Origin of the sequence: Bacillus sp. DX4.1, from assembly GCF_030348195.1 — a bacterium.
Taxonomy (GTDB): domain Bacteria; phylum Bacillota; class Bacilli; order Bacillales; family Bacillaceae_G; genus Bacillus_A.
Window position 1 is genome coordinate 277,945 of the sequence record NZ_JAUCFT010000008.1, and the last position, 24,106, is coordinate 302,050.

Below are 24,106 nucleotides of genomic sequence, written 5' to 3' on the forward strand. Positions count from 1 at the left end.
AATTCATATACCTGCATACAAATTTTGTTGATTACTTATATTTTAACATTAAGTTGTTTTAGATACAAGGGAGGTGAGAGTTTGTTAGCTATTACAACAGCACATAAAGAAAAAATAAAGCTTAAATATGACAGATTAATCGACATAACTAACTTTAAATCCCTTACCAACACAAATGCTATTAACAAAAAGATAGCATACGGAGAGTTTTTAAATGGGATAAGCGAGCCTATGATAACCAATGAGAAAGGCAATGCAGGTGGTTTTATAGGTGGATATGTTCAAGAGCGTAGGAATAAAGCCAATGTTAAAAGCAGAAGCATAATAACAATTGATATAGATGAAGTACCGCAAGGTTTAAATGTTTGGGAGAACATTGATGGTTTTACAAATTTTGCAGTTGCCATGTATTCAACACATAGTCATACAAAAGAGAATCCACGTTACAGGGTTATCATACCTTTGCATCATGACATTGAGCCGGAACACTACAAAGAAGTCACACGATATTTAGTGGATATTCTCCAAGTGTGGATAGATGAGACTTCATGTGAATTTGAGCGACACATGCACTATCCGACTTGTAGTAACCCTGATAATTATGAATTTTATTATCAAGACTTCACTTTCTTTAATGCTAGCTTCATTACAAAACAGCATGAAGAAATCAAGACCTTTAAAAATAATGAAAAAGCTGATCCACGCACAAAACAAAACTGGATTGGGGCATGGACAAATATTTATTCGATAACGGATGTTTTGGACAACTTCTTATCAGATAAATATGAGCCATTTAGAAATAATAGATATACCTATGTTGAGGGAAGCTCTAAAGGTGGATTAATTGTTTATGACGATGGTACGCATGCACATAGCAATCATTCAACAGATCCGATAAGCGGTAAAAACGTAAACAGTTTTGACTTATATAGGCTACATAAATTTTCCCATCTGGATAACGGTACGGAGGATATGAAGGACAAGCCTAGTTATAAAGCCATGATAGAGCATTGCAAGAAAGATGAAAAGGTTAGGGAGTATTACGAAAGATATATAAGTGGTGGGCAAGGTATTCATAAACAAGAAGAACTAAAAGTACAAAATGAAATAGATTTTAAAAGAAATAGCAAAAACAAAATACTTGTTAAAGCTGAAAATACCAAGAAGCTATTAGATTCAATGGGCATAGAGGTTTATTACGATGTTATAAGAAAACGTGAATACTTATCGTCCTTAAATTTATATTTTGATGGTGAAATAGCAGATCATCATGCACAAGGGATTATAGAAGAAGCTATTGATATGGATTATTTCATAACGAAAGATAAACTAATTGACCATCTTTTATATTTAGCTAGCTGTAATAAAAAGAACAAAGTAGCTGAATATTTCTTAAACGTATCTAAGAAATGGGATGGACAGGGTCGTATCGAGGAAGTTTTCACCACATTAAATGCTAGGTCAAATAGAGAGTTAGGAATTGCGTACTTAAAAAAATGGGCAATCCAAGCTGTTAAACTTGCATTCAACGAAAGTGGAAAGATGAATCAAGAATTTGTACTTGTCCTTCAAGGCTCTCAAGGTTGTGGGAAAACATTCTGGTTTAAGTTGTTATTTAACTCAATAGGTGATGATTATTTCAAAACGGGTAAAAGACTTAACCCAGAGAACAAAGACAGTGTAATAGAAGCAGTAAGCAACTTTGCCGTTGAATTAGGCGAGTTAGACTCGACAATGAAGTTTGAACAGGCAGCACTAAAAGCGTTCTTTACAGAGAGTTTTGATGAGTTTAGGCGACCATATCAACGGTTATCAGTTAAATATCCGAGGATGACAGTATTCTTTGCCACTGTTAATGACGATGAATTTTTGAAAGATAAGACAGGAAATAGACGGTACGCTGTAATAAACGTAGGTGACAAGATAAGTGATTTAAAAGCAATGGATATTGACCAGTTTTGGGGAGAAATTGCCACAATGGCGTTAAAAGATGATTCACACCTACTTACTAGTGAAGAAGCACAGAAACAAAAAGAACACAACGAAGAAAGCGAACTACAGACACATGAAGAAATTGAAATTTTAAGTGGGTTTTCTTGGGGAGCATCCAAAGACTTATGGACGTGGAAAAGTAATAAAGTTATTTTCAAGGAACTGGATTTAACTAAGAGTACAAAAAATGCAGCTATAGCACTTAAGAAGTACGGAGCAGTAAGAAAACAAAAGGGTAAAGACAGAGAAAGAGGATGGATAACACCACCTTTTGCTGGTAAACCATCGTGTTAATAGGGTGAACAGGTAATCGCTATAGTGAACACTAGCGAACACTAAAAAACAAAAGACGTGTTCTACCCTTAAACCCAGTAGTACCAATGGGGAAGTGAAAAAGAGAACACATGAACACCATAATCTATATAAAAAGTATAAAAGTAAAAATATATAGAGGTAGGTAGAGAGAGTAGTAGTAGAGTCACAGTTTGTTACTTTTGCTGATTTCTGGTGTTCCTAGTGTTCGCCTTGCCTCAAAACACAGTCATATCAAGGTTTTTGGGTAGAACATTTACATTAAATATGAGTTCACCTAAGTGTTCACCTTTAGTCTAAGTGGTGTTCACCCCAGTGAGAGGTGCGGGTGAAGTTATTTTTTCGGATACAAAACTAAAACAATGAAAATGGAGGTGAGCACATGGAAGGGAAGATAATTCAGATAATACCAGCTCCAGCGGATTTAAATACAGTGTATCAAAACTATGAAACAGGTGAATTGATAACATCAAGGACGTTATGTCTTGCTTTAACAGACGAAGGAGAAGTTCATTTAATGGATATAGACGATAGTGGGTGGGTTGATGTTGCAGAAGCGGCAACCAATTTTAAGAGCATTGAATGGGGGCAATCCCATGAATGAAATATTAGAACGATTGAAGGTACAATTAGAAATTCATCGTGATGATGAAAAGGTAACGGTAGATCGTTTAGATCTTATGAAGTTTATACAAGAATACGAAATAGAAAAAGGTAGAAAGAAAAGATGGTCAGATGAGAGGTGGTGAGTAAATGGCAACTAAAAAAGATCCAATTGTATTAGCGATAGAACGAGATGAGAAGGGAAATTTAAGTACCTGGTGTAGTTACTGCTGCAAATTTCATCATCATGGTGCAAGTGAGGGGCATAGGGCAGCACACTGTATTAATGAAGATAGTCCTTTTATTAATACAGGATATGTTCTAAAGAAAATGAAACTCTCGGGTAAAGAGATTATAAGAAAAGAGAATTAAATCTAAGTAGGTGATATGTAATTGAATAGCCTGAAAGACTATCAGAAATTAGAAGAAGAAATTACTTATCTTGAATTTAATCTTGAACGAACTGAACTAGAATTAAAGCGCTGGATCAGTGGTGATTTAGCTAAATATAAATTAACTGCTGATTCAGACGGTGCCAAAGTAGAAGAACATATTGAACGCATAAAAAGGGAACTTGCTTTTAAACAAGAGCAAATGAAAAAGCTCACTGATCTAATCGAGAAGTTCAAAGGGTTAGACAATAATATATTAAAAATGAAATATATCGATGGGATGACGTTAGAGCAAATAGCATACGAATTAAATTATAGTACTCGATATATCTGCAATAAACACGCTGAGATTATGAAGATAATAAAGTTTGTTGAGAAAACAGGATTAGGAGGATAAAGAACTGTGGAAGCTACTGAAGACAATAGAAACATAGATTTGTTTGGTCGTGTGGAAAGTATCCTGTTTAAAGATAATAGCATAATACTATTCTCATTCATTGACGATGTACATGGAGAATTAATTTGTACTGCACGTAAGAATGAAAGTATTCTTTATTATCAAATTGAAACGGATAAACGATACCATTTAGAAGTTAAATTGAAAGAGTTTATTAAAGAAACAGGAAACGGCGAAACGTTTTTAAATAATGGTTTATACGTTAAAAAGGTTTATGTAGAAATGAACGATTTATCATAACCCCCCCTGTCAAAAAATAAAATTTTCACTTTGGGAGGGATAGGTAGGGTAGGGGGCGCATACATCGTTGGACCATTTTTTTTAAAACAAAGGGGGGTGTTTTATACAAAAATACAAATAAAGGCTGTTCAAATCCTTATCATATCAACAATTTAGGGCGTTTGATTTTCAATTTTAAAGGTGAAAAATAAGGTGTTTTTATGGGATTAATACGTGAAAAAGTGGTGATTTTCTATCCTGTTTTTGTCGATAATTGTCGAATTTAACTTAAAGGGAGGTGAGGAAAGTGATAGAGAATTGTCTGCAATCTATACTTGATAAATTAAACAAAAAAGAAAGATCAAAACTAGAAAAGCTTATTCAAGAATATAATACTGCAGTTGAAGAGGGAGATCCTGTACATCATAAACTGTGTATGGAACTAGTCGAAGCATATCAAAATATCAGACTGGGATATGACAAATGCTAGTTTTACAGTTGAAGTAATTGAATAGATCATCAAAATTATTGAAAGGAGGTGTGAAAAATGGTTAAACATTATGAAAGTGCATCTAAATCCCACGAATCTAGAGATATGACTGAATTAAAAAATTTAATAAAAAGAAGGAAAGGTGAGGTCTGGGAAAGACGAAACGGAGTATGGAGAAAATTGGACAAGCGAGAACAGCTACTCAAACAAATCGATAAGCTGTTAAAAAAATTTAAATAGGTACTTAAAAAGCATAGGGTGTTCTGGACCAACATCCTATGCTCAATCAAAAAACAAAATACAAGGAGAATTATAACATGACTACAACAATGAAAAATAAAAAAGAAATTCGTTCGGCATTTGCTAAATTTGTAACAGGGAATATTAATGAAAAAGAAGCTCGTTCTTTAGGGGTAGATATTAACAACGGTCGTGCTACTGTACCGAAATCAATTGCAGCTGAAATTATTGGCTATGTGGAGCAAGAAAATCCATTACGTAAATACGGAAATGTTGTAAAAGTTGATGGGAATTTAAGCTATCCAGTTTTAAAAGGTGCTGTAACAGTTGATGTTCATAAAACAGAACGTGATAAAAATGAAATCCAGGTTAATCATTTGGGTTTAATTGCTGAATTATTAGACCCTGTGGAATTTGATTCTATTTCAACTATTAAGAAGAAGTTATTATATACATCAACTGTAAGTGTAGAGGACTTAGTTATTGATGTAATGAAAAAAGCATACTTGGCTAAAGAGATAGATTACATGATTAATGGAAATTATTCAGATGCCTTTAATGAAGGTTCATTATTGAATAAAGCAAAGATATTTACACCTACTGCAACTGATCCAGTAGCGATTATTAAAGAGTTAAAAAATAAACCATCTACTAATGTGGTAAACAAAGCAAGATGGATTGTAAATAAAGCTGCTCTTGAATATGTTGAAGATTTAAAGCTACCAAATGGAGAAGCGGCCCTAAAAACAATTGATCGGACGGACGGTGGCGTAAGCTATATGTTAATAGGTTTTCCACTAGATTGCCTGGATTCAGTAAAAGGATCTACAGAAAAAGCGGCAGTATTCTATTTTGGTGATTTTGATTCGTTTACCATTCAAGAAAATTCAACAGGGTTAGAAGTTGAAACTTTGTATGAAAGATATGCTCATTTAAATGAAATTGGATTCAAATTATACAACCTTCTTGATGGGAAATTAATCTATTCAGAGTTAGAACCGACTGTGTATCGCTTGGAGATTAAATAGTTTGACTATATTTGCAAGTATGATGTGATTTTTAGGGATATTGATGTGAAATTGATATCCCTTTTAATTGGAAAAAGAATGTTATTGACTATTTTCAAAAAATAAGTTTATAGGTTGACGTTTTTTAAATAAAATGTAAAAATAAGAAGACGAAATATTAAAGAATGGGAGTGACGTCTTTGCCTTTTAAACTGAATGTTAATGGAGATAGTATCAAACAAATCATTCAAAGGATTCAAGCGTCGTTGTATAAGGCTAATGATAGATTAGCAACTGATTATGGATTTAATAATGGTCACGGGATGGCAAAATGGAGTTTTATATATTCCCATCAAATTGGGAATGATACAGAAGAGTTTACTTCATTTAAAACTAAGAGGAATGGCTGGAAAGTTGCAGGACTTGTTGATACAACAACTAAAACTTTATTTTTCTTTCTGTCTCAGAAAAATCTTGAGGCTAGGCAAAAGGGAAAGATAAAATCTAAAGTGATGTATTACATTTCTGCATTGTCAGGGATATGTAATGTGAATTTTGAGGAAAAATTAGATTTTAATCAGAGAAGAGCGATCCAGTTAACTTTGGGTTTGGATTACGATGAGGATGAAGCTCGTCAAATATATGAGGAAATGCTTCGGGTATGTCCTTGTGAAATTGAACAATTTTGTGTAATTAGTCTTGATATGAGAGGCTATGAATTAAAATCCGTTAAGGCTAATATATTAAATGAAAATTTAGATACGCTTTATGAAGAGGATTGGAGTGACTTTATTACTGTTGCTTCTAATGATGATAGTGATAAGGACGACAAACAACAAGAGCAAGAACAGCATGATATGACGGTTTCGCTGAAGAAAAAGAAAAAGCAAACATCTGAATAAAATCGCGCTCTTCTCATAGAAAGAAAGGGATTTTTCAAGATGATCACATCTAAATTTAATGGTGAAAGATTGAAATTAGCTAGGCGCTTTAATGCAATGAGTTTATTGGATTTAGCGGAAAAGCTTTCAATATCTAAACAAATGATTTCTAAGTATGAAAAAAATATTAGTCCACCTAGTGGAGAAATCATGCTTCAATTGGAAGGTGTATTAGGTTTCCCAAGAAAGTTTTACTTCGAAGATGACACTGTTACAGATAAAGTAGGTAATGCTTATTTTAGAGCACTTGCTAAAACTTTGAAGAAAGATCTTGAGGCTCAGAAATTAAGATTAGACTTTCTTTCAATTATTTATCAGCTTATTAATGAGTATATTGATTTGCCTAAAGAAAACTTGCCTACTTTAGATGTAGATAATATGAGCATAGAAGAAATGGCTGTACAAGCTAGGGAGTTTTGGGGACTAGGAGATAAGCCAATTAAAAATATGGTGGAGCTCTTAGAGGTAAATGGAATAATTGTTTCTACCTCAAGAATAAATGTTTCTGAAATTGATGCATATACACAGACAAGGAAAATAAATGGTTCAGATGTTTATTTTGTAGTATTAGGTAATGATAAAGGGAGTAGATATAGAAGGCAGTTTGATGCAGCTCATGAGCTTGCTCACATACTGATTCATGAACCTTACCTTGACTTATCTACATTGTCCAAGGATGAGGAAAGAGAAATGGAACAGCAGGCCAATGATTTTGCTAGTGCATTTCTACTACCTAAAGAACCTTTTATTAGAGATGTTAGTATGTTTCCGATTGACCTAGACCATTATGTTTTTATGAAGAAGAAATGGCATGTTTCTGTGGGAGTAATGGTTAGAAGGGCATACAATTTAGGGGTAATCACTTTCAATCAATATTCGTATCTGCAAAGACAAATGAGTAAAAATGGTTGGAGAAAAAAAGAACCATTAGATGGACAATCTAAGCCCACAAGCCCAGTTTTAATTAAAAAGTCAATTCTTGCATTGCTTGAAAATAATGTCTTTGATGGTAATAGCATTTTAGACGAACTTTCAAATGAGTATCAATTGAGCCTACGTGAAGATATGTTTGAAGCATTGACTGGTTTAGAAGAAGGTACACTGGCTAACTTTAGAAATGATAGTTCTAACGTTGTGTTAGCACTGAAAAGAAATACTAATATGAGATCAAATAAAACAGTATAAAGTTTTAGATAAATGAAGAAATCCGGCTCTTGTGAGTCGGACTTTCTTTTTTTACATTTAAGATAAAATTGCCTTTCTTAAATATAAAATTATGAATAGATAGGAATTAATTCTTGTTTGAAATCTTCATACATCTCAAAGGCAATTTTCATGATTTCTTTTAGTTCTTCATAACTGTGGAAATATAGCACTGGTACTTTTTCAATGTCATTTGATAACAATCGTATAAATATATCCCATGGGTCTCCAGCTCTAACTTCACCATTATGACATGCTTCCCAAATCAATTCAGCAACACCATATTTTAAGCTGATGTTGAATCTAAAAGCATAGATATCTTTGTTTTTTACTTCTCCTACAATAAAAAAGTCTTCTTTTTTCATATAACGAGCTTTATAGCCAAGAGACTCGAATACTTCAATAGCTTTTTCATTTTCATAGTTTTCAAATGTATTTTCTCTATCTGAAAATTTTTCTGCTAATGCTTTATATCTTTCTACAAAGTCAATTTTCTCAAGTACCTCTTTTATTTCAAGTTCTAAATCATATGCCATCAATTATTCCTCCCTAAATCTAATATCAATATCATATTTTTCTTTTGCTAATTTTATATATTCCTCTATTCGTTCAAAATTTTTATTAGATGCTGGAATCTCTAAAATTTGTTTTCCTTCTAGTGATTTTCCATCTATTCTTCTATACTTATTTGAACGAATCTTAGTTCCAACATCATACTTATCTTTCATTTCTTTCAAATGTTTTTCAAAAGTTTTAATATCAATATCCGCTAGATCTGTAGCTTTTCTGGAAACTATTTCCCCTTTAATTGGGTCGTATGAATCTAATCTTTTACCATTACTTAAATGGACCTCATTATTCGGATACCATCTATTTTTTTCTGCGGTTTTATTAAAACGATTTCCTCTTGCCATAGGTGAATCTTTTGTCCAATAATCACTTGCTTCTTTCCAGTTCAATCTATCTTTAGGTACTTTACCGTCTTTTGCTTTTCTAGCGCAATATTCAGCATATTTTAATTCTAAATCAGATTCAATAAATTTACCATCTTTTAAAAGGTTTTTAGCAGTCTCACTTGAGCCCTTAACTCTACTAACAGAACCACTAGAAGAAGACTGGATTTTTTGAAGAGTATCCTTACCATTTTGAATTGCATTACGCCCAACAAATACACCATGTCCAACAAGACTAACTCCAGCCGTTGTAGCAGCTGCATCAAATGTAATAGCAATTGGTGATGCTAATCCACCAGTTCCTACTGTTGCGACTAGAGTTAAAAAATTAGAGCCGCCTATGACGGTAAGGCCTTCTAGAATTTCTATAATGGAAGCCGCTCCTGCTATAACATTTCCTGTGAACCTTCCCGCTTGATAAGTTAACTTGCTTTCTAATTCATCATTATCAGGTGATTCTAGTCCAATAACGCTTTCGAAAGCCGCACTGCCAGCGCCCTGAAAAAATTCTTTCATAAATTCCCAAGTACCGATAGCTGTTTTTTGATACCACGGTCTATTAGCTTCTTGTTCTTGCAAAGCCATTTTTTCTTCAATTTCTTTTTTTATTTCAGCTTCGCGAACTTTTTCCTCGGCAATTTTTTGAATAGAGGCTACCCACTCCATATTCAACCCTTGTGTACTAAATGTACCACTGGCGGGACTAAAACCTTTTCCGCTTTGGACTTCTGCAAGACCTGTTGCGATACTAGCGGCTAATTGAATTGCTGTACTATAGTTATCGCTAGATGTTTGATTAAATTCATATAGATGTTCTAACTTTTCTTGCAGTTTACGCCTCATGACAGCAAAAAGATTTACCATAGCGTCCATGCCCGAGATTGGCATAGCTTGATTGATTGCTTCCGTACTTGCTATCATTCGGTCAATTTCTCGAATTTGTTCTAATATCTCTTGTTCGATTACATCTGTGGAAGCGACTTGTGATTGGAAATCGTTTGGAAAGGCATTATTTTGACGGATTAATTCTTCACACAAGTAAATGATTCCTTGTGCTAATGGACGAAAGGTTTGTGCAAAGAATGCTTTTGCACTGCTATATGTTTGTCCTTGTAGAACAGTATCAATTGCAAAAGCGTCAATCGACTGAATCGCTTGTTCCATACCTTGAATGGTAGCGGTACATACAGCATTCATACTTTGTGTTTGGGTATGTACTTCCCCTAAATACATATTTAAACTCAAAAATCTCCCCCCTTTAATAAGTAAATGATACCAATTTAAGGAGAGAACTGTAAATCTTATATTCCCATAAATTCACGGTCAAAATAGAACATGTCCATTAAGTTATTTTATATATGATTTAGCTAACATATGAAGTAAAGGTATTAACATACCTCAAAGCGAACCTATCAATATTCAAGCTGAAAGGGTGAGTAAATGATAATTAGAGAAGGGATTGAAGTCACTAAAATAACTTTAGATGGTTATGAATTACCGAGTTTTTGAAGAGCATATGGAATTCATATTTAGTGTCCGAAAAGTGTCCGAAAGGGTTTAGAATTGTATATTTTTAAGTAATGAAATTGCTTGAGGATATTGATACAATAGCCTTTTTCGCATCTGTTTTCTTCTATTATATATACTGCTTGATGGGCGGCATGATGTAATTCATGTGTCTAGGAAACATCCATCTCTATGTAGAGGTGGATGTTTTTTTTAATTCCGCTATTTGCGGGCAGCAATACCCCCACCTCAAAGTTCAGCAAAAAGTAAAGAAGTGAGGTGGGGGATAAACTGCCCGTAAAAGCCCGATTGATGAGGGCTAATAATCAGTGGGGATGAAGAAAACCTCCACTGATTAAAGTTTCACCTTATGTCATATGAACAGTAGGGAGGGGGAAGAATAAACGATTGTTAGAAGGTTCATTGTACGAGGGAAATAATTTCTGTAGAATTTTGTCGCTTTCTCCCTTGACCGTATTGATACTTCATTGTTAGAATCTAGGAAGATAATATAAAGCAATCCTTCATATATCCTCAATGATATGGTTTGAGAGTCTCTACCGGGTTACCGTAAACAACCTGACTATGAAGGCAGTGCGTCTTATATTTATAAAGGGCGAATTTGTACCTTTATAAAGCCAGACCCCTGCCTTTTCTTTGTTATGAGACTGAGGGCAGAGGACTGGCTTTTTTTATTATATTGGTAATGCTTTTTGCCAAATTGGTGAAAATATTTATATACAGAACTAACGTTGGGGTGATTATTTTGAAAAAACAGCACGATACGATTATCGTTTTAGATTTTGGGAGTCAGTACAATCAGTTAATTGCACGTCGAATTCGTGAGTTCGGTGTATACAGTGAACTTCATCCGCATACAATTACTGCAGAAGAAATTAAAGCAATGAATCCAAAAGGGATTATTTTCTCTGGTGGACCGAATAGTGTGTATGGTGAAAATGCATTCCACTGTGATGAAAAAATCTTTGAGTTAGGCTTACCGATCTTTGGTATTTGCTACGGTATGCAACTTATGACAAAACATTTTGGTGGAAAAGTAGAACGTGCAGACCATCGTGAATACGGAAAAGCAGTTTTAAAAGTAGAAAACGAATCTAAATTATATGCAAACCTTCCAGAAGAGCAAGTTGTATGGATGAGCCATGGTGACTTAGTAACAGGTTTACCAGAAGGTTTCGTAGTAGACGCAACAAGTGATTCTTGTCCGATTGCTGGAATGAGTAATAAAGAGCAAAACTTATACGGTGTACAATTCCATCCAGAGGTACGTCACTCTGAGCATGGTAATGATTTAATTAAGAACTTCGTCTTCGGTGTATGTGGTTGTTCTGAAGGCTGGAATATGGAAAACTTCATTGAAGTAGAAGTAGAAAAAATTCGTGAAACAGTTGGCGATAAAAAAGTATTATGCGCACTTAGCGGCGGTGTAGACTCTTCTGTTGTAGCTGTATTAATTCATAAAGCAATCGGCGATCAGTTAACATGTATTTTCGTTGATCATGGCTTACTTCGTAAAGGAGAAGCTGAAGGTGTTATGAAAACATTTAGCGAAGGCTTCCATATGAACGTTATTAAAGTGGATGCAAAAGAGCGTTTCATGAGCAAGTTAAAAGGTGTCGAAGATCCAGAACAAAAACGTAAAATCATCGGTAACGAATTTATCTATGTATTTGATGATGAAGCATCCAAGTTACAAGGAATGGACTTCTTAGCACAAGGTACACTGTACACTGATATCGTTGAAAGTGGTACAGCAACTGCACAAACAATTAAATCTCACCATAATGTTGGTGGACTTCCAGAAGATATGCAATTCAAGTTAATCGAACCATTAAACACATTATTTAAAGATGAAGTACGTGTATTAGGATCTGAACTTGGAATTTCAGATGATATCGTATGGCGCCAACCGTTCCCAGGTCCAGGACTTGGTATTCGTGTGTTAGGTGAAATTACAGAAGAAAAATTAGAAATCGTTCGTGAATCAGATGCGATTTTACGTGAAGAGATCTTAAAGGCAGGCCTAGAGCGTGAAATTTGGCAATACTTCACTGCACTTCCTGGTATGCGCAGTGTAGGTGTTATGGGTGATGAGCGTACGTATGATTACACAGTAGGTATTCGTGCAGTAACGTCTATCGATGGTATGACAGCAGACTGGGCACGTATCCCTTGGGACGTATTAGAGAAAATCTCAGTGCGTATCGTAAACGAAGTAAAACACGTTAACCGTATCGTGTATGATGTAACGAGTAAGCCACCTGCAACAATTGAGTGGGAATAAAGAAGGTTTTATAATGTAGAAGACGATTCACCTATGCTTTCATGTGTAGGTGAATCGTCTTTTTTTGTATTTACACGAACGAAAAATAGTTTTAATGAAAAAACGTTCGTTTCTAGATTGACATATCTATGTGGGTGAGTTAATATGAGTATGTAATTGATGCAAAAAATGAATATTATAGCCGTCGTATAATATCGGGGATATGGCCCGAAAGTTTCTACCTAGCTACCGTAAATGGCTTGACTACGAGGCGTTTTAATAAAGGTAAGGGACAATTGCCTTTGTTTACAGACGCTTCCATGTATATGCAATGGAAGCCTTTTTTATTTTTATGGATAAAAGAGGGGCTAGTTAGCAATAAATACGACGAGTACTCATATAACGGAGGAAACATAGAATGAAACGCTATTTTCAGTTCGATGAGCTTGGCACAAATTATAAAACAGAGTTCATTGCAGGGCTAACAACCTTTTTATCTATGGCATACATTTTGTTTGTCAATCCTGCTACGCTGTCACTTGTGAATATTAAGGGCTTACCGGCAGGAACAGGAATGGATCCAGGCGCTGTATTTGTTGCAACGGCTTTAGCAGCAGCGATTGGATCACTAATTATGGGGATTTTTGCAAAGTATCCAATCGCATTAGCACCGGGGATGGGAATTAACGCATTCTTTGCTTATACAGCAGTGTTAACGATGGGGATTCCGTGGCAAACAGCAATTGCCGGAACATTAACGTCAGGTATTATCTTTATTATTCTTACTGCTTCCGGTATTCGTGAAAAAATTATTAATGCCATCCCAGTAGAGTTAAAATTTGCAGTAGCAGCTGGTATTGGTTTGTTTATTGCCTTTCTTGGTTTTCAAAATGCCGGAATTATTGTAAAGAATGATGCAGTCCTTGTTGGATTGGGAGATTTAACAAAGGGTACAACATTACTTGCGATTTTTGGTGTAGTGATTACAATCATTTTTATGCTTAAAAAAATAAATGGTGCGGTTTTTTACGGGATGATTCTTACAGCTATTCTTGGTGTTGCAACGGGATTGATTGATACACCAAAAGCTGTTATGGGTGCTATTCCGAGCTTAGAACCAACGTTCGGGGTAGCGTTAAACCATTTCGGAGATATTTTCACTGTTCAAATGGGGATTGTTATTATAACGTTCTTCTTCATCGACTTCTTTGATACAGCTGGTACACTTGTAGCGGTTGCGAATCAAGCGGGATTAATGAAAAATAACAAATTGCCACGTGCAGGAAAAGCGTTATTTGCAGATGCAATTGCAACTGTAATCGGTGCAATTCTTGGTACATCTACGACAACGTCTTACATTGAATCGTCTGCAGGGGTAGCAGCGGGAGGACGTTCTGGATTTACAGCGGTCGTAACGGCAGGATTTTTCTTATTAGCACTTTTCTTTTCACCGTTACTAAGTGTCGTAACACCTGCTGTAACGGCACCAGCTTTAATTATTGTAGGGATTTTGATGGTATCATCACTAGGGGAAATTGATTGGAAGAAATTAGAGATAGCAGTACCGGCATTCTTTACGATTATTTCAATGCCGCTTACGTACAGTATTGCAACGGGGATTGCAATTGGCTTTATCTTTTATCCGATTACAATGTTTGTAAGTGGTCGTCGTAAAGAGATTCATCCAATTATGTACGTGCTGGGAGTTTTATTCGTACTTTACTTTATCTACGTTCGGAAATAAAAGGGGTTTTTTGAAAGGTCTAGACTAGGGGAGTCTAGACCTTTTTTGCGTTTTCAGAAAATCTTAAGGATTTCGCAGCGTTTTTCTTCAGAAGTTTTTTTATAATAGAGAGTAGGGATTCTAGAAGTTTTGGGGGGAGATATTGTGGGACGAGAAACAATATTGGTTGTAGATGATGAAAAGGAAATACGGGATTTAATTACTATCTATTTAAAAAATGAAGGATATGAAGTATTGCAAGCAGGGGATGGAGCAGAGGGATTAGCTATATTGGAGAAAAATGAAGTGCATTTAGTTGTACTAGATATTATGATGCCGAAAGTAGATGGTATTCATATGTGCATGAAAGTAAGGGAAGCAGCAGAGATGCCTATTATTATGTTGTCTGCTAAAACGCAAGACATGGATAAAATTTTAGGATTAACAACGGGGGCGGATGATTACGTAACGAAGCCGTTTAATCCGTTAGAACTGATAGCTCGTATTAAATCGCAGCTGCGTCGATATATGAAAATGAATGGGTTCGTTGTACAAAGCGAGAATGAAATTGAAATTGGAGATATGAAGATGAATGTAGCGACACACGAAATAATCGTTGCGGATGAAGAGGTGAAATTAACACCACGAGAGTTTTCTATTCTAGAGTTGCTCGTCCGTAATCCTGGTATGGTGTTTAGTGCAGAGCAAATTTATGAAAGAGTATGGAACGAACAGCCCTTCCAATCAGATAATACGGTTATGGTACATATTCGGAAAATCCGTGAGAAGGTAGAAGGAAATCCAAGAAAACCAAGATATATAAAAACAGTATGGGGAGTGGGGTATAAGATTGAGAAAGATATTTAATCTGTTTACTTATGTATATAAGAAAACTAGAAGATTGATTGAAAAGGTAGTAAAGAGCGTACGACGAAGTATACGAATTCAGCTTATTACTACTTTTTTTGCTTGTGCGTTATTAGGGCTTTTTGTATCGACGAAGATAGTAGCACCTGTTTTTGAGGATGTAAATCGAGATGCCCAAATTGATTATAGGGAAGGTATGGAGCAAATTAATTATAAAGCTCAAAGTACAGCAGAAATGCTGGTTACGGAAAATAAGTTAGAGGCTTTACAAAATATGATAGATACAGAAAATCAAAACTTAGAACAAGGGCATGAAGGTTTCAAAATATTAATTACAGATGAAAGTGGTAAAGTTCTGTATAAAACGAAGCAGGCACAAGAAGAACAAATTAATTTGCATAATACAATTCGCAATGTGACATCATTTGCTATCAATTATTCAAATAATAATAATGATATTGAAAGATCAAGAAAAGAATTTATCACTTTTTCACCTATTACAATTGAAGATAAAAACTTATATATGTTTGTGAGTGGAATTCCTCAAGGAGAGGTAGTGTATTACAAAGTAGAAGGACCATTTCCATTTTTAATTGGTGTCCTCGTATTTATTTTCTCTTTCTTCTATATAACAAAACGAAAGATGAAACAAATTGAAGCGATGGCTCAAGGGGTAAAAGAGATAGAAAAAGGAAATTTAGCGTATCGTATCGAGAAAAAAGGGGAAGATGAAATCGCTGCATTGACTGAGAATATTAATAATATGGCAGAAGAGCTTATGATTAATATTGAAAAGGAACGTAAGTTAGAAAAGCAGAAAAATGAGCTCATTACAAATGTATCACACGATTTGCGTACACCGCTTACTTCTATTATGGGATATTTACGATTGCTCCGTGATTCTAAATATGAAAATAAAGAGCAACATGATGAGTATACGAAAATTGCTTTTTCAAAATCAGAGCAGTTGAAGAACTTAATAGAAGATTTATTTGAGTATACAAAACTAGCAAACGAAAATATCGTATTAGAAAGGCAAGAGGTATGTATGAATGAACTTCTTGACCAGTTAATTGAAGAGTTGGTACCTCAAGCAGAAGAACATGGCCTTTCATTTGTGAAAGAGTTCCCTGATGAGCGTACATACGCCGTTATAGATTCCGAGAACATTGTCCGTGTGTTTGAAAATCTATTAATGAATGCGATTAAATATAGTAAAGATGATGGGGATATTAAGGTTTCTCTTCAAAGACAACGTCGTAACGTTCAAATCTCTGTTGTAAATCAAAGTGAAGAGTTTACGAAAGAAGAGTTAGAGAATTTATTTGAGCGTTTTTATAAAAAGGATCAATCGAGAAGTAGAGTGACAGAAGGTTCAGGACTTGGTCTTGCGATTGCGAAAAGCATTGTTGAGTTACAAGGTGGAGAAATTCGAGCAGAATATGAAGATGGGATTGTTCAATTTATTGTCTCGTTACCAATTATAGAAGAAAAATAAATAGAAGCAAATTCACAGTGAAGAAAGGCTTGCTTATAGAGAGTGAGTCTTTCTTTATATTTTTTTAGAAAAACATATTGACGTTTGTGACTAGGAGGTGTAGTATTATACGAGTCGCTGATGCAACAGAGCAGAAAGCGAAGAAACGAAATGAAAAACTTAGTTGACATTGAAACATGAAAATGTTAACATAAGGAAGTCGCAAATGAGCGGCAAACAAGTTCTTTGAAAACTGAACGAAACAAACAACGTGCAACGTCAATTTTTATTTTTATGATGCTAGACAAACTAACTTTATTGGAGAGTTTGATCCTGGCTCAGGATGAACGCTGGCGGCGTGCCTAATACATGCAAGTCGAGCGAATGGATTAAGAGCTTGCTCTTATGAAGTTAGCGGCGGACGGGTGAGTAACACGTGGGTAACCTGCCTACAAGACTGGGATAACTCCGGGAAACCGGGGCTAATACCGGATAACATTTTGCACTGCATGGTGCGAAATTGAAAGGCGGCTTCGGCTGTCACTTGTAGATGGACCTGCGTCGCATTAGCTAGTTGGTGAGGTAACGGCTCACCAAGGCAACGATGCGTAGCCGACCTGAGAGGGTGATCGGCCACACTGGGACTGAGACACGGCCCAGACTCCTACGGGAGGCAGCAGTAGGGAATCTTCCGCAATGGACGAAAGTCTGACGGAGCAACGCCGCGTGAGTGATGAAGGCTTTCGGGTCGTAAAACTCTGTTGTTAGGGAAGAACAAGTGCTAGTTGAATAAGCTGGCACCTTGACGGTACCTAACCAGAAAGCCACGGCTAACTACGTGCCAGCAGCCGCGGTAATACGTAGGTGGCAAGCGTTATCCGGAATTATTGGGCGTAAAGCGCGCGCAGGTGGTTTCTTAAGTCTGATGTGAAAGCCCACGGCTCAACCGTGGAGGGTCATTGGAAACTGGGAGACTTGAGTGCAGAAGAGGAAAGTGGAATTCCATGTGTAGCGGTGAAATGCGTAGAGATATGGAGGAACACCAGTGGCGAAGGCGACTTTCTGGTCTGTAACTGACACTGAGGCGCGAAAGCGTGGGGAGCAAACAGGATTAGATACCCTGGTAGTCCACGCCGTAAACGATGAGTGCTAAGTGTTAGAGGGTTTCCGCCCTTTAGTGCTGAAGTTAACGCATTAAGCACTCCGCCTGGGGAGTACGGCCGCAAGGCTGAAACTCAAAGGAATTGACGGGGGCCCGCACAAGCGGTGGAGCATGTGGTTTAATTCGAAGCAACGCGAAGAACCTTACCAGGTCTTGACATCCTTTGAAAACCCTAGAGATAGGGCTTCCCCTTCGGGGGCAAAGTGACAGGTGGTGCATGGTTGTCGTCAGCTCGTGTCGTGAGATGTTGGGTTAAGTCCCGCAACGAGCGCAACCCTTGATCTTAGTTGCCAGCATTTAGTTGGGCACTCTAAGGTGACTGCCGGTGACAAACCGGAGGAAGGTGGGGATGACGTCAAATCATCATGCCCCTTATGACCTGGGCTACACACGTGCTACAATGGACGGTACAAAGAGCTGCAAGACCGCGAGGTGGAGCTAATCTCATAAAACCGTTCTCAGTTCGGATTGTAGGCTGCAACTCGCCTACATGAAGCTGGAATCGCTAGTAATCGCGGATCAGCATGCCGCGGTGAATACGTTCCCGGGCCTTGTACACACCGCCCGTCACACCACGAGAGTTTGTAACACCCGAAGTCGGTGGGGTAACCTTTATGGAGCCAGCCGCCTAAGGTGGGACAGATGATTGGGGTGAAGTCGTAACAAGGTAGCCGTATCGGAAGGTGCGGCTGGATCACCTCCTTTCTATGGAGAATTGATGAACGCAGTTCATCAATATACGTTGACTTGTTTCGTTTCGTTCAGTTTTGAGAGAACTAAATCTCTCGAAATGTATGTTCTTTGAAAACTAGATAACAGTGTAGCTCATATTTTTTTAATTAATTTTGGTTAAGTTAGAAAGGGCGCACGGTGGATGCCTTGACACTAGGAGTCGATGAAGGACGGGACTAACGCCGATATGCTTCGGGGAGCTGTAAGTAAGCTTTGATCCGAAGATTTCCGAATGGGGAAACCCACTATACGTAATGGTATGGTATCCTTACCTGAATACATAGGGTATGGAAGACAGACCCAGGGAACTGAAACATCTAAGTACCTGGAGGAAGAGAAAGCAAATGCGATTTCCTGAGTAGCGGCGAGCGAAACGGAATCTAGCCCAAACCAAGAGGCTTGCCTCTTGGGGTTGTAGGACATTCTATACGGAGTTACAAAGGAACGGGGTAGACGAAGCAGCCTGGAAAGGCTCGTCATAGAAGGTAACAACCCTGTAGTCGAAACTTCGTTCCCTCTTGAATGTATCCTGAGTACGGCGGAACACGTGAAATTCCGTCGGAATCTGGGAGGACCATCTCCCAAGGCTAAATACTCCCTAGTGATCGATAGTGAACCAGTACCGTGAGGGAAAGGTGAAAAGCACCCCGGAAGGGGAGTGAAAGAGATCCTGAAACCGTGTGCCTACAAATAGTCAGAGCCCGTTAATGGGTGATGGCGTGCCTTTTGTAGAATGAACCGGCGAGTTACGATCCCGTGCGAGGTTAAGCTGAAGAGGCGGAGCCGTAGCGAAAGCGAGTCTGAATAGGGCGTTTAGTACGTGGTCGTAGACCCGAAACCAGGTGATCTACCCATGTCCAGGGTGAAGTTCAGGTAACACTGAATGGAGGCCCGAACCCACGCACGTTGAAAAGTGCGGGGATGAGGTGTGGGTAGCGGAGAAATTCCAATCGAACCTGGAGATAGCTGGTTCTCCCCGAAATAGCTTTAGGGCTAGCCTTAAGTGTAAGAGTCTTGGAGGTAGAGCACTGATTGAACTAGGGGTCCTCATCGGATTACCGAATTCAGTCAAACTCCGAATGCCAATGACTTATCCTTAGGAGTCAGACTGCGAGTGATAAGATCCGTAGTCAAAAGGGAAACAGCCCAGACCGCCAGCTAAGGTCCCAAAGTGTGTATTAAGTGGAAAAGGATGTGGAGTTGCTTAGACAACTAGGATGTTGGCTTAGAAGCAGCCACCATTTAAAGAGTGCGTAATAGCTCACTAGTCGAGTGACTCTGCGCCGAAAATGTACCGGGGCTAAATACACCACCGAAGCTGCGGATTGATACCTATGGTATCAGTGGTAGGGGAGCGTTCTAAGGGCAGTGAAGTCAGACCGTAAGGACTGGTGGAGCGCTTAGAAGTGAGAATGCCGGTATGAGTAGCGAAAGACGGGTGAGAATCCCGTCCACCGAATGCCTAAGGTTTCCTGAGGAAGGCTCGTCCGCTCAGGGTTAGTCAGGACCTAAGCCGAGGCCGACAGGCGTAGGCGATGGACAACAGGTTGATATTCCTGTACCACCTCTTTATCGTTTGAGCAATGGAGGGACGCAGAAGGATAGAAGAAGCGTGCGATTGGTTGTGCACGTCCAAGCAGTTAGGCTGATAAGTAGGCAAATCCGCTTATCGTGAAGGCTGAGCTGTGATGGGGAAGCTCCTTATGGAGCGAAGTCTTTGATTCCCCGCTGCCAAGAAAAGCTTCTAGCGAGATAAAAGGTGCCTGTACCGCAAACCGACACAGGTAGGCGAGGAGAGAATCCTAAGGTGTGCGAGAGAACTCTGGTTAAGGAACTCGGCAAAATGACCCCGTAACTTCGGGAGAAGGGGTGCTTTCTTAACGGAAAGCCGCAGTGAATAGGCCCAAGCGACTGTTTAGCAAAAACACAGGTCTCTGCGAAGCCGTAAGGCGAAGTATAGGGGCTGACACCTGCCCGGTGCTGGAAGGTTAAGGAGAGGGGTTAGCGCAAGCGAAGCTCTGAACTGAAGCCCCAGTAAACGGCGGCCGTAACTATAACGGTCCTAAGGTAGCGAAATTCCTTGTCGGGTAAGTTCCGACCCGCACGAAAGGTGTAACGATTTGGGCACTGTCTCAACCAGAGACTCGGTGAAATTATAGTACCTGTGAAGATGCAGGTTACCCGCGACAGGACGGAAAGACCCCGTGGAGCTTTACTGTAGCCTGATATTGAATTTTGGTACAGTTTGTACAGGATAGGCGGGAGCCATTGAAACCGGAGCGCTAGCTTCGGTGGAGGCGCTGGTGGGATACCGCCCTGACTGTATTGAAATTCTAACCTACGGGTCTCATCGACCCGGGAGACAGTGTCAGGTGGGCAGTTTGACTGGGGCGGTCGCCTCCTAAAGTGTAACGGAGGCGCCCAAAGGTTCCCTCAGAATGGTTGGAAATCATTCGTAGAGTGCAAAGGCATAAGGGAGCTTGACTGCGAGACCTACAAGTCGAGCAGGGACGAAAGTCGGGCTTAGTGATCCGGTGGTTCCGCATGGAAGGGCCATCGCTCAACGGATAAAAGCTACCCCGGGGATAACAGGCTTATCTCCCCCAAGAGTCCACATCGACGGGGAGGTTTGGCACCTCGATGTCGGCTCATCGCATCCTGGGGCTGTAGTCGGTCCCAAGGGTTGGGCTGTTCGCCCATTAAAGCGGTACGCGAGCTGGGTTCAGAACGTCGTGAGACAGTTCGGTCCCTATCCGTCGTGGGCGCAGGAAATTTGAGAGGAGCTGTCCTTAGTACGAGAGGACCGGGATGGACGCACCGCTGGTGTACCAGTTGTTCTGCCAAGGGCATAGCTGGGTAGCTATGTGCGGAAGGGATAAGTGCTGAAAGCATCTAAGCATGAAGCCCCCCTCAAGATGAGATTTCCCATAGCGTAAGCTAGTAAGATCCCTGAAAGATGATCAGGTTGATAGGTTCGAGGTGGAAGCATGGTGACATGTGGAGCTGACGAATACTAATAGATCGAGGACTTAACCATATAAATATGAAGCAATGTTATCTAGTTTTGAAGGAATATGCCTTCATAGTTTGGTGATGATGGCAGAGAGGTCACACCCGTTCCCATACCGAACACGGAAGTTAAGCTCTCTAGCGCCGATGGTAGTTGGGACCTTGTCCCTGTGAGAGTAGGACGTCGCCAAGCAACCTGTAGACGAGTCATAATGACTCGTCTTTTTTGTGTTTTTAAAAAATATAAAAAACAAGAGAAAAGGAAATATTATATAAATACAAATTAAAAAACCGACATAAAACCCTTCTTTTTAGGTGGGAGAGAGCATCCGGCCATGCATAGAAGCGGTCAGATCTTATTCCTGCCCAGACATAGTGAAAACAAAGAGAGAAAACGAGTGCAGGTCACCTTTTGTTATCCATAGCCGCAGCTATATGTCGAAAAACCGAAATAGATATATATAGATATAACTTTATTCATCCCAATAACTCGTGTTAATAGAGGAAGGTGCAACTTGTCTTTCGCCACTAAAAATAGCGTACTATCTCTTTGAGGGCTTTTATGGGCAGTTTATCGCCCAACTAACTTCTTTGCTTTTTGCTGAATTTTGAGGTGGTGGGGATTTCTGCACGTTAATGCGGGATAAAAAGGAAATAGAAACCTCGTGCTATACAAGAACAACATTCATCCCCTCCCTATCACCTGGGCTATGCCCTGCACGTGCTTGAGGGAATGAATGTTGGAGTACTGTTAAATATGATATGATACAAAAAAGAGATGCCATATTTTAGAATGGGTGTGGGATAAGGGGATTATGAAAGCAAAATTTATGTTATTAACAGCGATTGTATTATGGGGTACAGCAATTGCTCCGACAAAATGGGCGTTAGAGTCAATTCATCCCTTTACATTACTGTTTCTGCGTCTATGTTTTGCAGGGGGAATATGTGTATTTTTTTCTTTTACTGAATTGCGTCAAAGTATTGTATGTAAAGCCATTCCATGGAAAAGAATCAGCTTACTATCTTTTACTGGTGTCGCAGGATATTTTATGTTTACATCGTATGGCATAGCTTTAACCAGTGGATTGCATGTTAGTATCATTGATGCTGCGTTACCATTAGTTACGATTGTTTTTTCAGCACTTTTTCTAAAAGAAAAGATCCAAATAAACTATTGGATTGGAATTATATTAGGTTTTATCGGTGTGGTATGTATTACGATCCCATCTAATCATGATAATCAAACAGCTTCCTTAATAGGAGACCTACTTATATTAGCTAGCACGTTTTTATTTGCTGTTTATACGATACTATTAAAACGACCAAAACAAGAAAAGAATCTATCGAATGAGGTATTTACAGCATTAACATTGCTAGTTGGGGCAATTATTCTATTACCTTTTGCTGCTATGGAAGTTTCGTATTATGGTTTACCTAGAGTAGATACTTGGAAAAACGGACTGAGCTTTATTTATCTTGTAATTGGTGCGACGATTCTTGCGTATTGGTTATGGAATAAGGCTCTGAAAGAAGTGTCTGCATCAATAAGCGGACTGTATTTAAATGCGCTTCCGTTAGTGAGTATCGTTACTTCGATCTTTTTGTTAAAGGAATCGTTAACGTGGAGAGTTATAATAGGAGGAAGTCTTGTTTTGTTCGGTGTATTATGGGCGGATCGTGAAAAGTTAAAAGCGTTAGTGAAATTGAAGAAAATATAGAATAGATAGCTATACGGATTAGAAGTAAAAAGACAATTCATTTGTCTTTTTTATTTTTTATATGAAATAGTAATGAATCTTTCCTGATGGAAATTGGAGATGCCATGATATTGTAAGGGAATTCAGTGGTGCTTTTAAAAGTGTATTGTTACAACATCATTATGAAAGTTTTTTAGATAGGTAGTTCTGCATCCTGCTATATAAATACAAATTAAAAAACGGACATAAACCCTTTCTTTTAGATGGAAGAGAGCATCCGGCCATGTATAGAAGCGGTCAGATCCTTTTCCTGTCCCATGCTAAGTGAAAACAAAGAGAGAAAACGAGTGCAGGTCACCTTTTGTTATCTATAGCCGCGGTTATATGTCGAAAAATCAAAATGGATTTATATAATAAAAGAGTCTGTGTGTAACCTATGTTGGGATCTAACTTAATAGGTTAGGTAAGTTTGATATATAACTTGTGGCAAGGATGATTTTTGTTTGTGTATAGAAAAGAATGCTTGTTCACAAAAATCATATATCGACAACTGAGCATATGTGATTTTGCGAACAGAATTTATAATGGGAAATTGAACCGTTATTTCCTATGAAGTGTAGTTGCTGTGAATATGTTTTAAGTGGAACTAAAGGAAAATAGATGAATGAAATTAAGTGACTAAGTGGTAGTTAGACTAAGGTGTACTTACCTATTGAAGATGATATCAATGAACTGGCTAAGTGATGAAAATGTTCATTGCGATGATTGGTTTTGCAGGATAAAAATAATAAAAAAAGGTATTGACTATTATTAGATAGGAGTGTAATATTATACGAG

At 38.2% G+C, this 24,106-nt stretch carries 18 protein-coding genes, 3 rRNA genes and 2 riboswitches; of the genes, 19 read left to right on the plus strand and 2 right to left on the minus strand.

Translation table 11 applies throughout. The annotated features are described in order from the left end of the window. Positions 1 to 81: 81 nt before the first annotated feature. The 11 genes from QUF99_RS04925 (at position 82) to QUF99_RS04975 (ending at position 7,838) form a co-directional block, all read left to right on the plus strand. Positions 82 to 2,286: a VapE domain-containing protein gene (locus QUF99_RS04925; RefSeq protein ID WP_289368860.1), complete on the plus strand. Its 2,205-nt coding sequence runs from the start codon at positions 82 to 84 to the stop codon at positions 2,284 to 2,286. A 400-nt stretch (positions 2,287 to 2,686) separates the two neighbouring features. Beyond that, a complete protein-coding gene (locus tag QUF99_RS04930) occupies positions 2,687 to 2,908 on the plus strand; it encodes a hypothetical protein (RefSeq protein WP_289368861.1) in 222 nt (73 codons plus the stop codon). Further along, positions 2,901 to 3,053, plus strand: a complete 153-nt coding sequence (locus QUF99_RS04935; protein WP_289368862.1) for a hypothetical protein — start codon at positions 2,901 to 2,903, stop codon at positions 3,051 to 3,053. Before QUF99_RS04930 ends, QUF99_RS04935 begins: the two co-directional genes overlap by 8 nt. Before the next feature lie 4 nt (positions 3,054 to 3,057). Next, positions 3,058 to 3,279 carry a hypothetical protein gene (locus QUF99_RS04940; protein ID WP_289368863.1) on the plus strand — a complete coding sequence of 74 codons (222 nt, stop codon included), beginning with the start codon at positions 3,058 to 3,060 and terminating at the stop codon, positions 3,277 to 3,279. 21 nt (positions 3,280 to 3,300) lie between these two features. Then, a complete protein-coding gene (locus tag QUF99_RS04945) occupies positions 3,301 to 3,696 on the plus strand; it encodes a DUF1492 domain-containing protein (RefSeq protein WP_289368864.1) in 396 nt (131 codons plus the stop codon). Between the two features lie 6 nt (positions 3,697 to 3,702). Further along, complete coding sequence (locus tag QUF99_RS04950; protein WP_289368865.1) at positions 3,703 to 3,996, plus strand: hypothetical protein; 294 nt, start codon at positions 3,703 to 3,705, stop codon at positions 3,994 to 3,996. Between the two features lie 286 nt (positions 3,997 to 4,282). Beyond that, positions 4,283 to 4,465: a hypothetical protein gene (locus QUF99_RS04955; RefSeq protein WP_289368866.1), complete on the plus strand. Its 183-nt coding sequence runs from the start codon at positions 4,283 to 4,285 to the stop codon at positions 4,463 to 4,465. A gap of 57 nt (positions 4,466 to 4,522) precedes the next feature. Then, positions 4,523 to 4,705 (plus strand): hypothetical protein, encoded by a 183-nt coding sequence (locus QUF99_RS04960; protein WP_289368867.1) that lies wholly within the window; start codon positions 4,523 to 4,525, stop codon positions 4,703 to 4,705. Positions 4,706 to 4,782: 77 nt separating this feature from the next. After that, positions 4,783 to 5,733: a phage major capsid protein gene (locus QUF99_RS04965; RefSeq protein WP_289368868.1), complete on the plus strand. Its 951-nt coding sequence runs from the start codon at positions 4,783 to 4,785 to the stop codon at positions 5,731 to 5,733. Between the two features lie 179 nt (positions 5,734 to 5,912). Then, complete coding sequence (locus tag QUF99_RS04970; protein WP_353958387.1) at positions 5,913 to 6,614, plus strand: DUF5986 family protein; 702 nt, start codon at positions 5,913 to 5,915, stop codon at positions 6,612 to 6,614. 39 nt (positions 6,615 to 6,653) lie between these two features. After that, positions 6,654 to 7,838 carry an XRE family transcriptional regulator gene (locus QUF99_RS04975; protein WP_289368869.1) on the plus strand — a complete coding sequence of 395 codons (1,185 nt, stop codon included), beginning with the start codon at positions 6,654 to 6,656 and terminating at the stop codon, positions 7,836 to 7,838. A gap of 89 nt (positions 7,839 to 7,927) precedes the next feature. On the opposite strand, the gene QUF99_RS04980 is transcribed toward QUF99_RS04975, so the two are convergent. Both QUF99_RS04980 and QUF99_RS04985 read right to left on the minus strand, forming a co-directional pair. Further along, a complete protein-coding gene (locus QUF99_RS04980) occupies positions 7,928 to 8,392 on the minus strand; it encodes a hypothetical protein (RefSeq protein ID WP_016127451.1) in 465 nt (154 codons plus the stop codon). Between the two features lie 3 nt (positions 8,393 to 8,395). After that, on the minus strand, positions 8,396 to 10,054 hold the full coding sequence (locus QUF99_RS04985; protein WP_289368870.1) for a T7SS effector LXG polymorphic toxin: 1,659 nt from the start codon (positions 10,052 to 10,054) through the stop codon (positions 8,396 to 8,398). Positions 10,055 to 10,819: 765 nt separating this feature from the next. After that, a riboswitch (purine riboswitch) is annotated at positions 10,820 to 10,921 on the plus strand. Between the two features lie 160 nt (positions 10,922 to 11,081). Between QUF99_RS04985 and guaA the strand changes: the two genes are divergently transcribed. The 8 genes from guaA to QUF99_RS05025 all read left to right on the plus strand — a co-directional run bounded on the left by guaA (position 11,082) and on the right by QUF99_RS05025 (position 23,290). Further along, positions 11,082 to 12,620, plus strand: a complete 1,539-nt coding sequence (gene guaA, locus QUF99_RS04990) for a glutamine-hydrolyzing GMP synthase (RefSeq protein ID WP_483298589.1) — start codon at positions 11,082 to 11,084, stop codon at positions 12,618 to 12,620. Between the two features lie 163 nt (positions 12,621 to 12,783). Further along, positions 12,784 to 12,886, plus strand: a riboswitch (purine riboswitch). A gap of 131 nt (positions 12,887 to 13,017) precedes the next feature. Beyond that, entirely contained in the window at positions 13,018 to 14,343 is a 1,326-nt protein-coding gene (locus QUF99_RS04995) for an NCS2 family permease (protein WP_289368872.1), read from the plus strand. A gap of 144 nt (positions 14,344 to 14,487) precedes the next feature. Beyond that, positions 14,488 to 15,189, plus strand: a complete 702-nt coding sequence (locus tag QUF99_RS05000) for a response regulator transcription factor (protein WP_289368873.1) — start codon at positions 14,488 to 14,490, stop codon at positions 15,187 to 15,189. Then, entirely contained in the window at positions 15,173 to 16,687 is a 1,515-nt protein-coding gene (locus QUF99_RS05005; RefSeq protein ID WP_289368874.1) for a sensor histidine kinase, read from the plus strand. The genes QUF99_RS05000 and QUF99_RS05005 overlap by 17 nt, the downstream gene beginning before the upstream one ends. Positions 16,688 to 16,981: 294 nt before the next feature. After that, positions 16,982 to 18,533: ribosomal RNA gene (locus QUF99_RS05010) — 16S ribosomal RNA — on the plus strand. A gap of 142 nt (positions 18,534 to 18,675) precedes the next feature. Beyond that, a 23S ribosomal RNA gene (locus QUF99_RS05015) occupies positions 18,676 to 21,597 on the plus strand. Between the two features lie 49 nt (positions 21,598 to 21,646). After that, a 5S ribosomal RNA gene (gene rrf, locus QUF99_RS05020) occupies positions 21,647 to 21,762 on the plus strand. Together the 16S, 23S and 5S rRNA genes form the textbook arrangement of a ribosomal RNA operon. A gap of 622 nt (positions 21,763 to 22,384) precedes the next feature. After that, on the plus strand, positions 22,385 to 23,290 hold the full coding sequence (locus QUF99_RS05025) for a DMT family transporter (protein WP_289368875.1): 906 nt from the start codon (positions 22,385 to 22,387) through the stop codon (positions 23,288 to 23,290). The last annotated feature ends 816 nt before the right edge of the window (positions 23,291 to 24,106 follow it).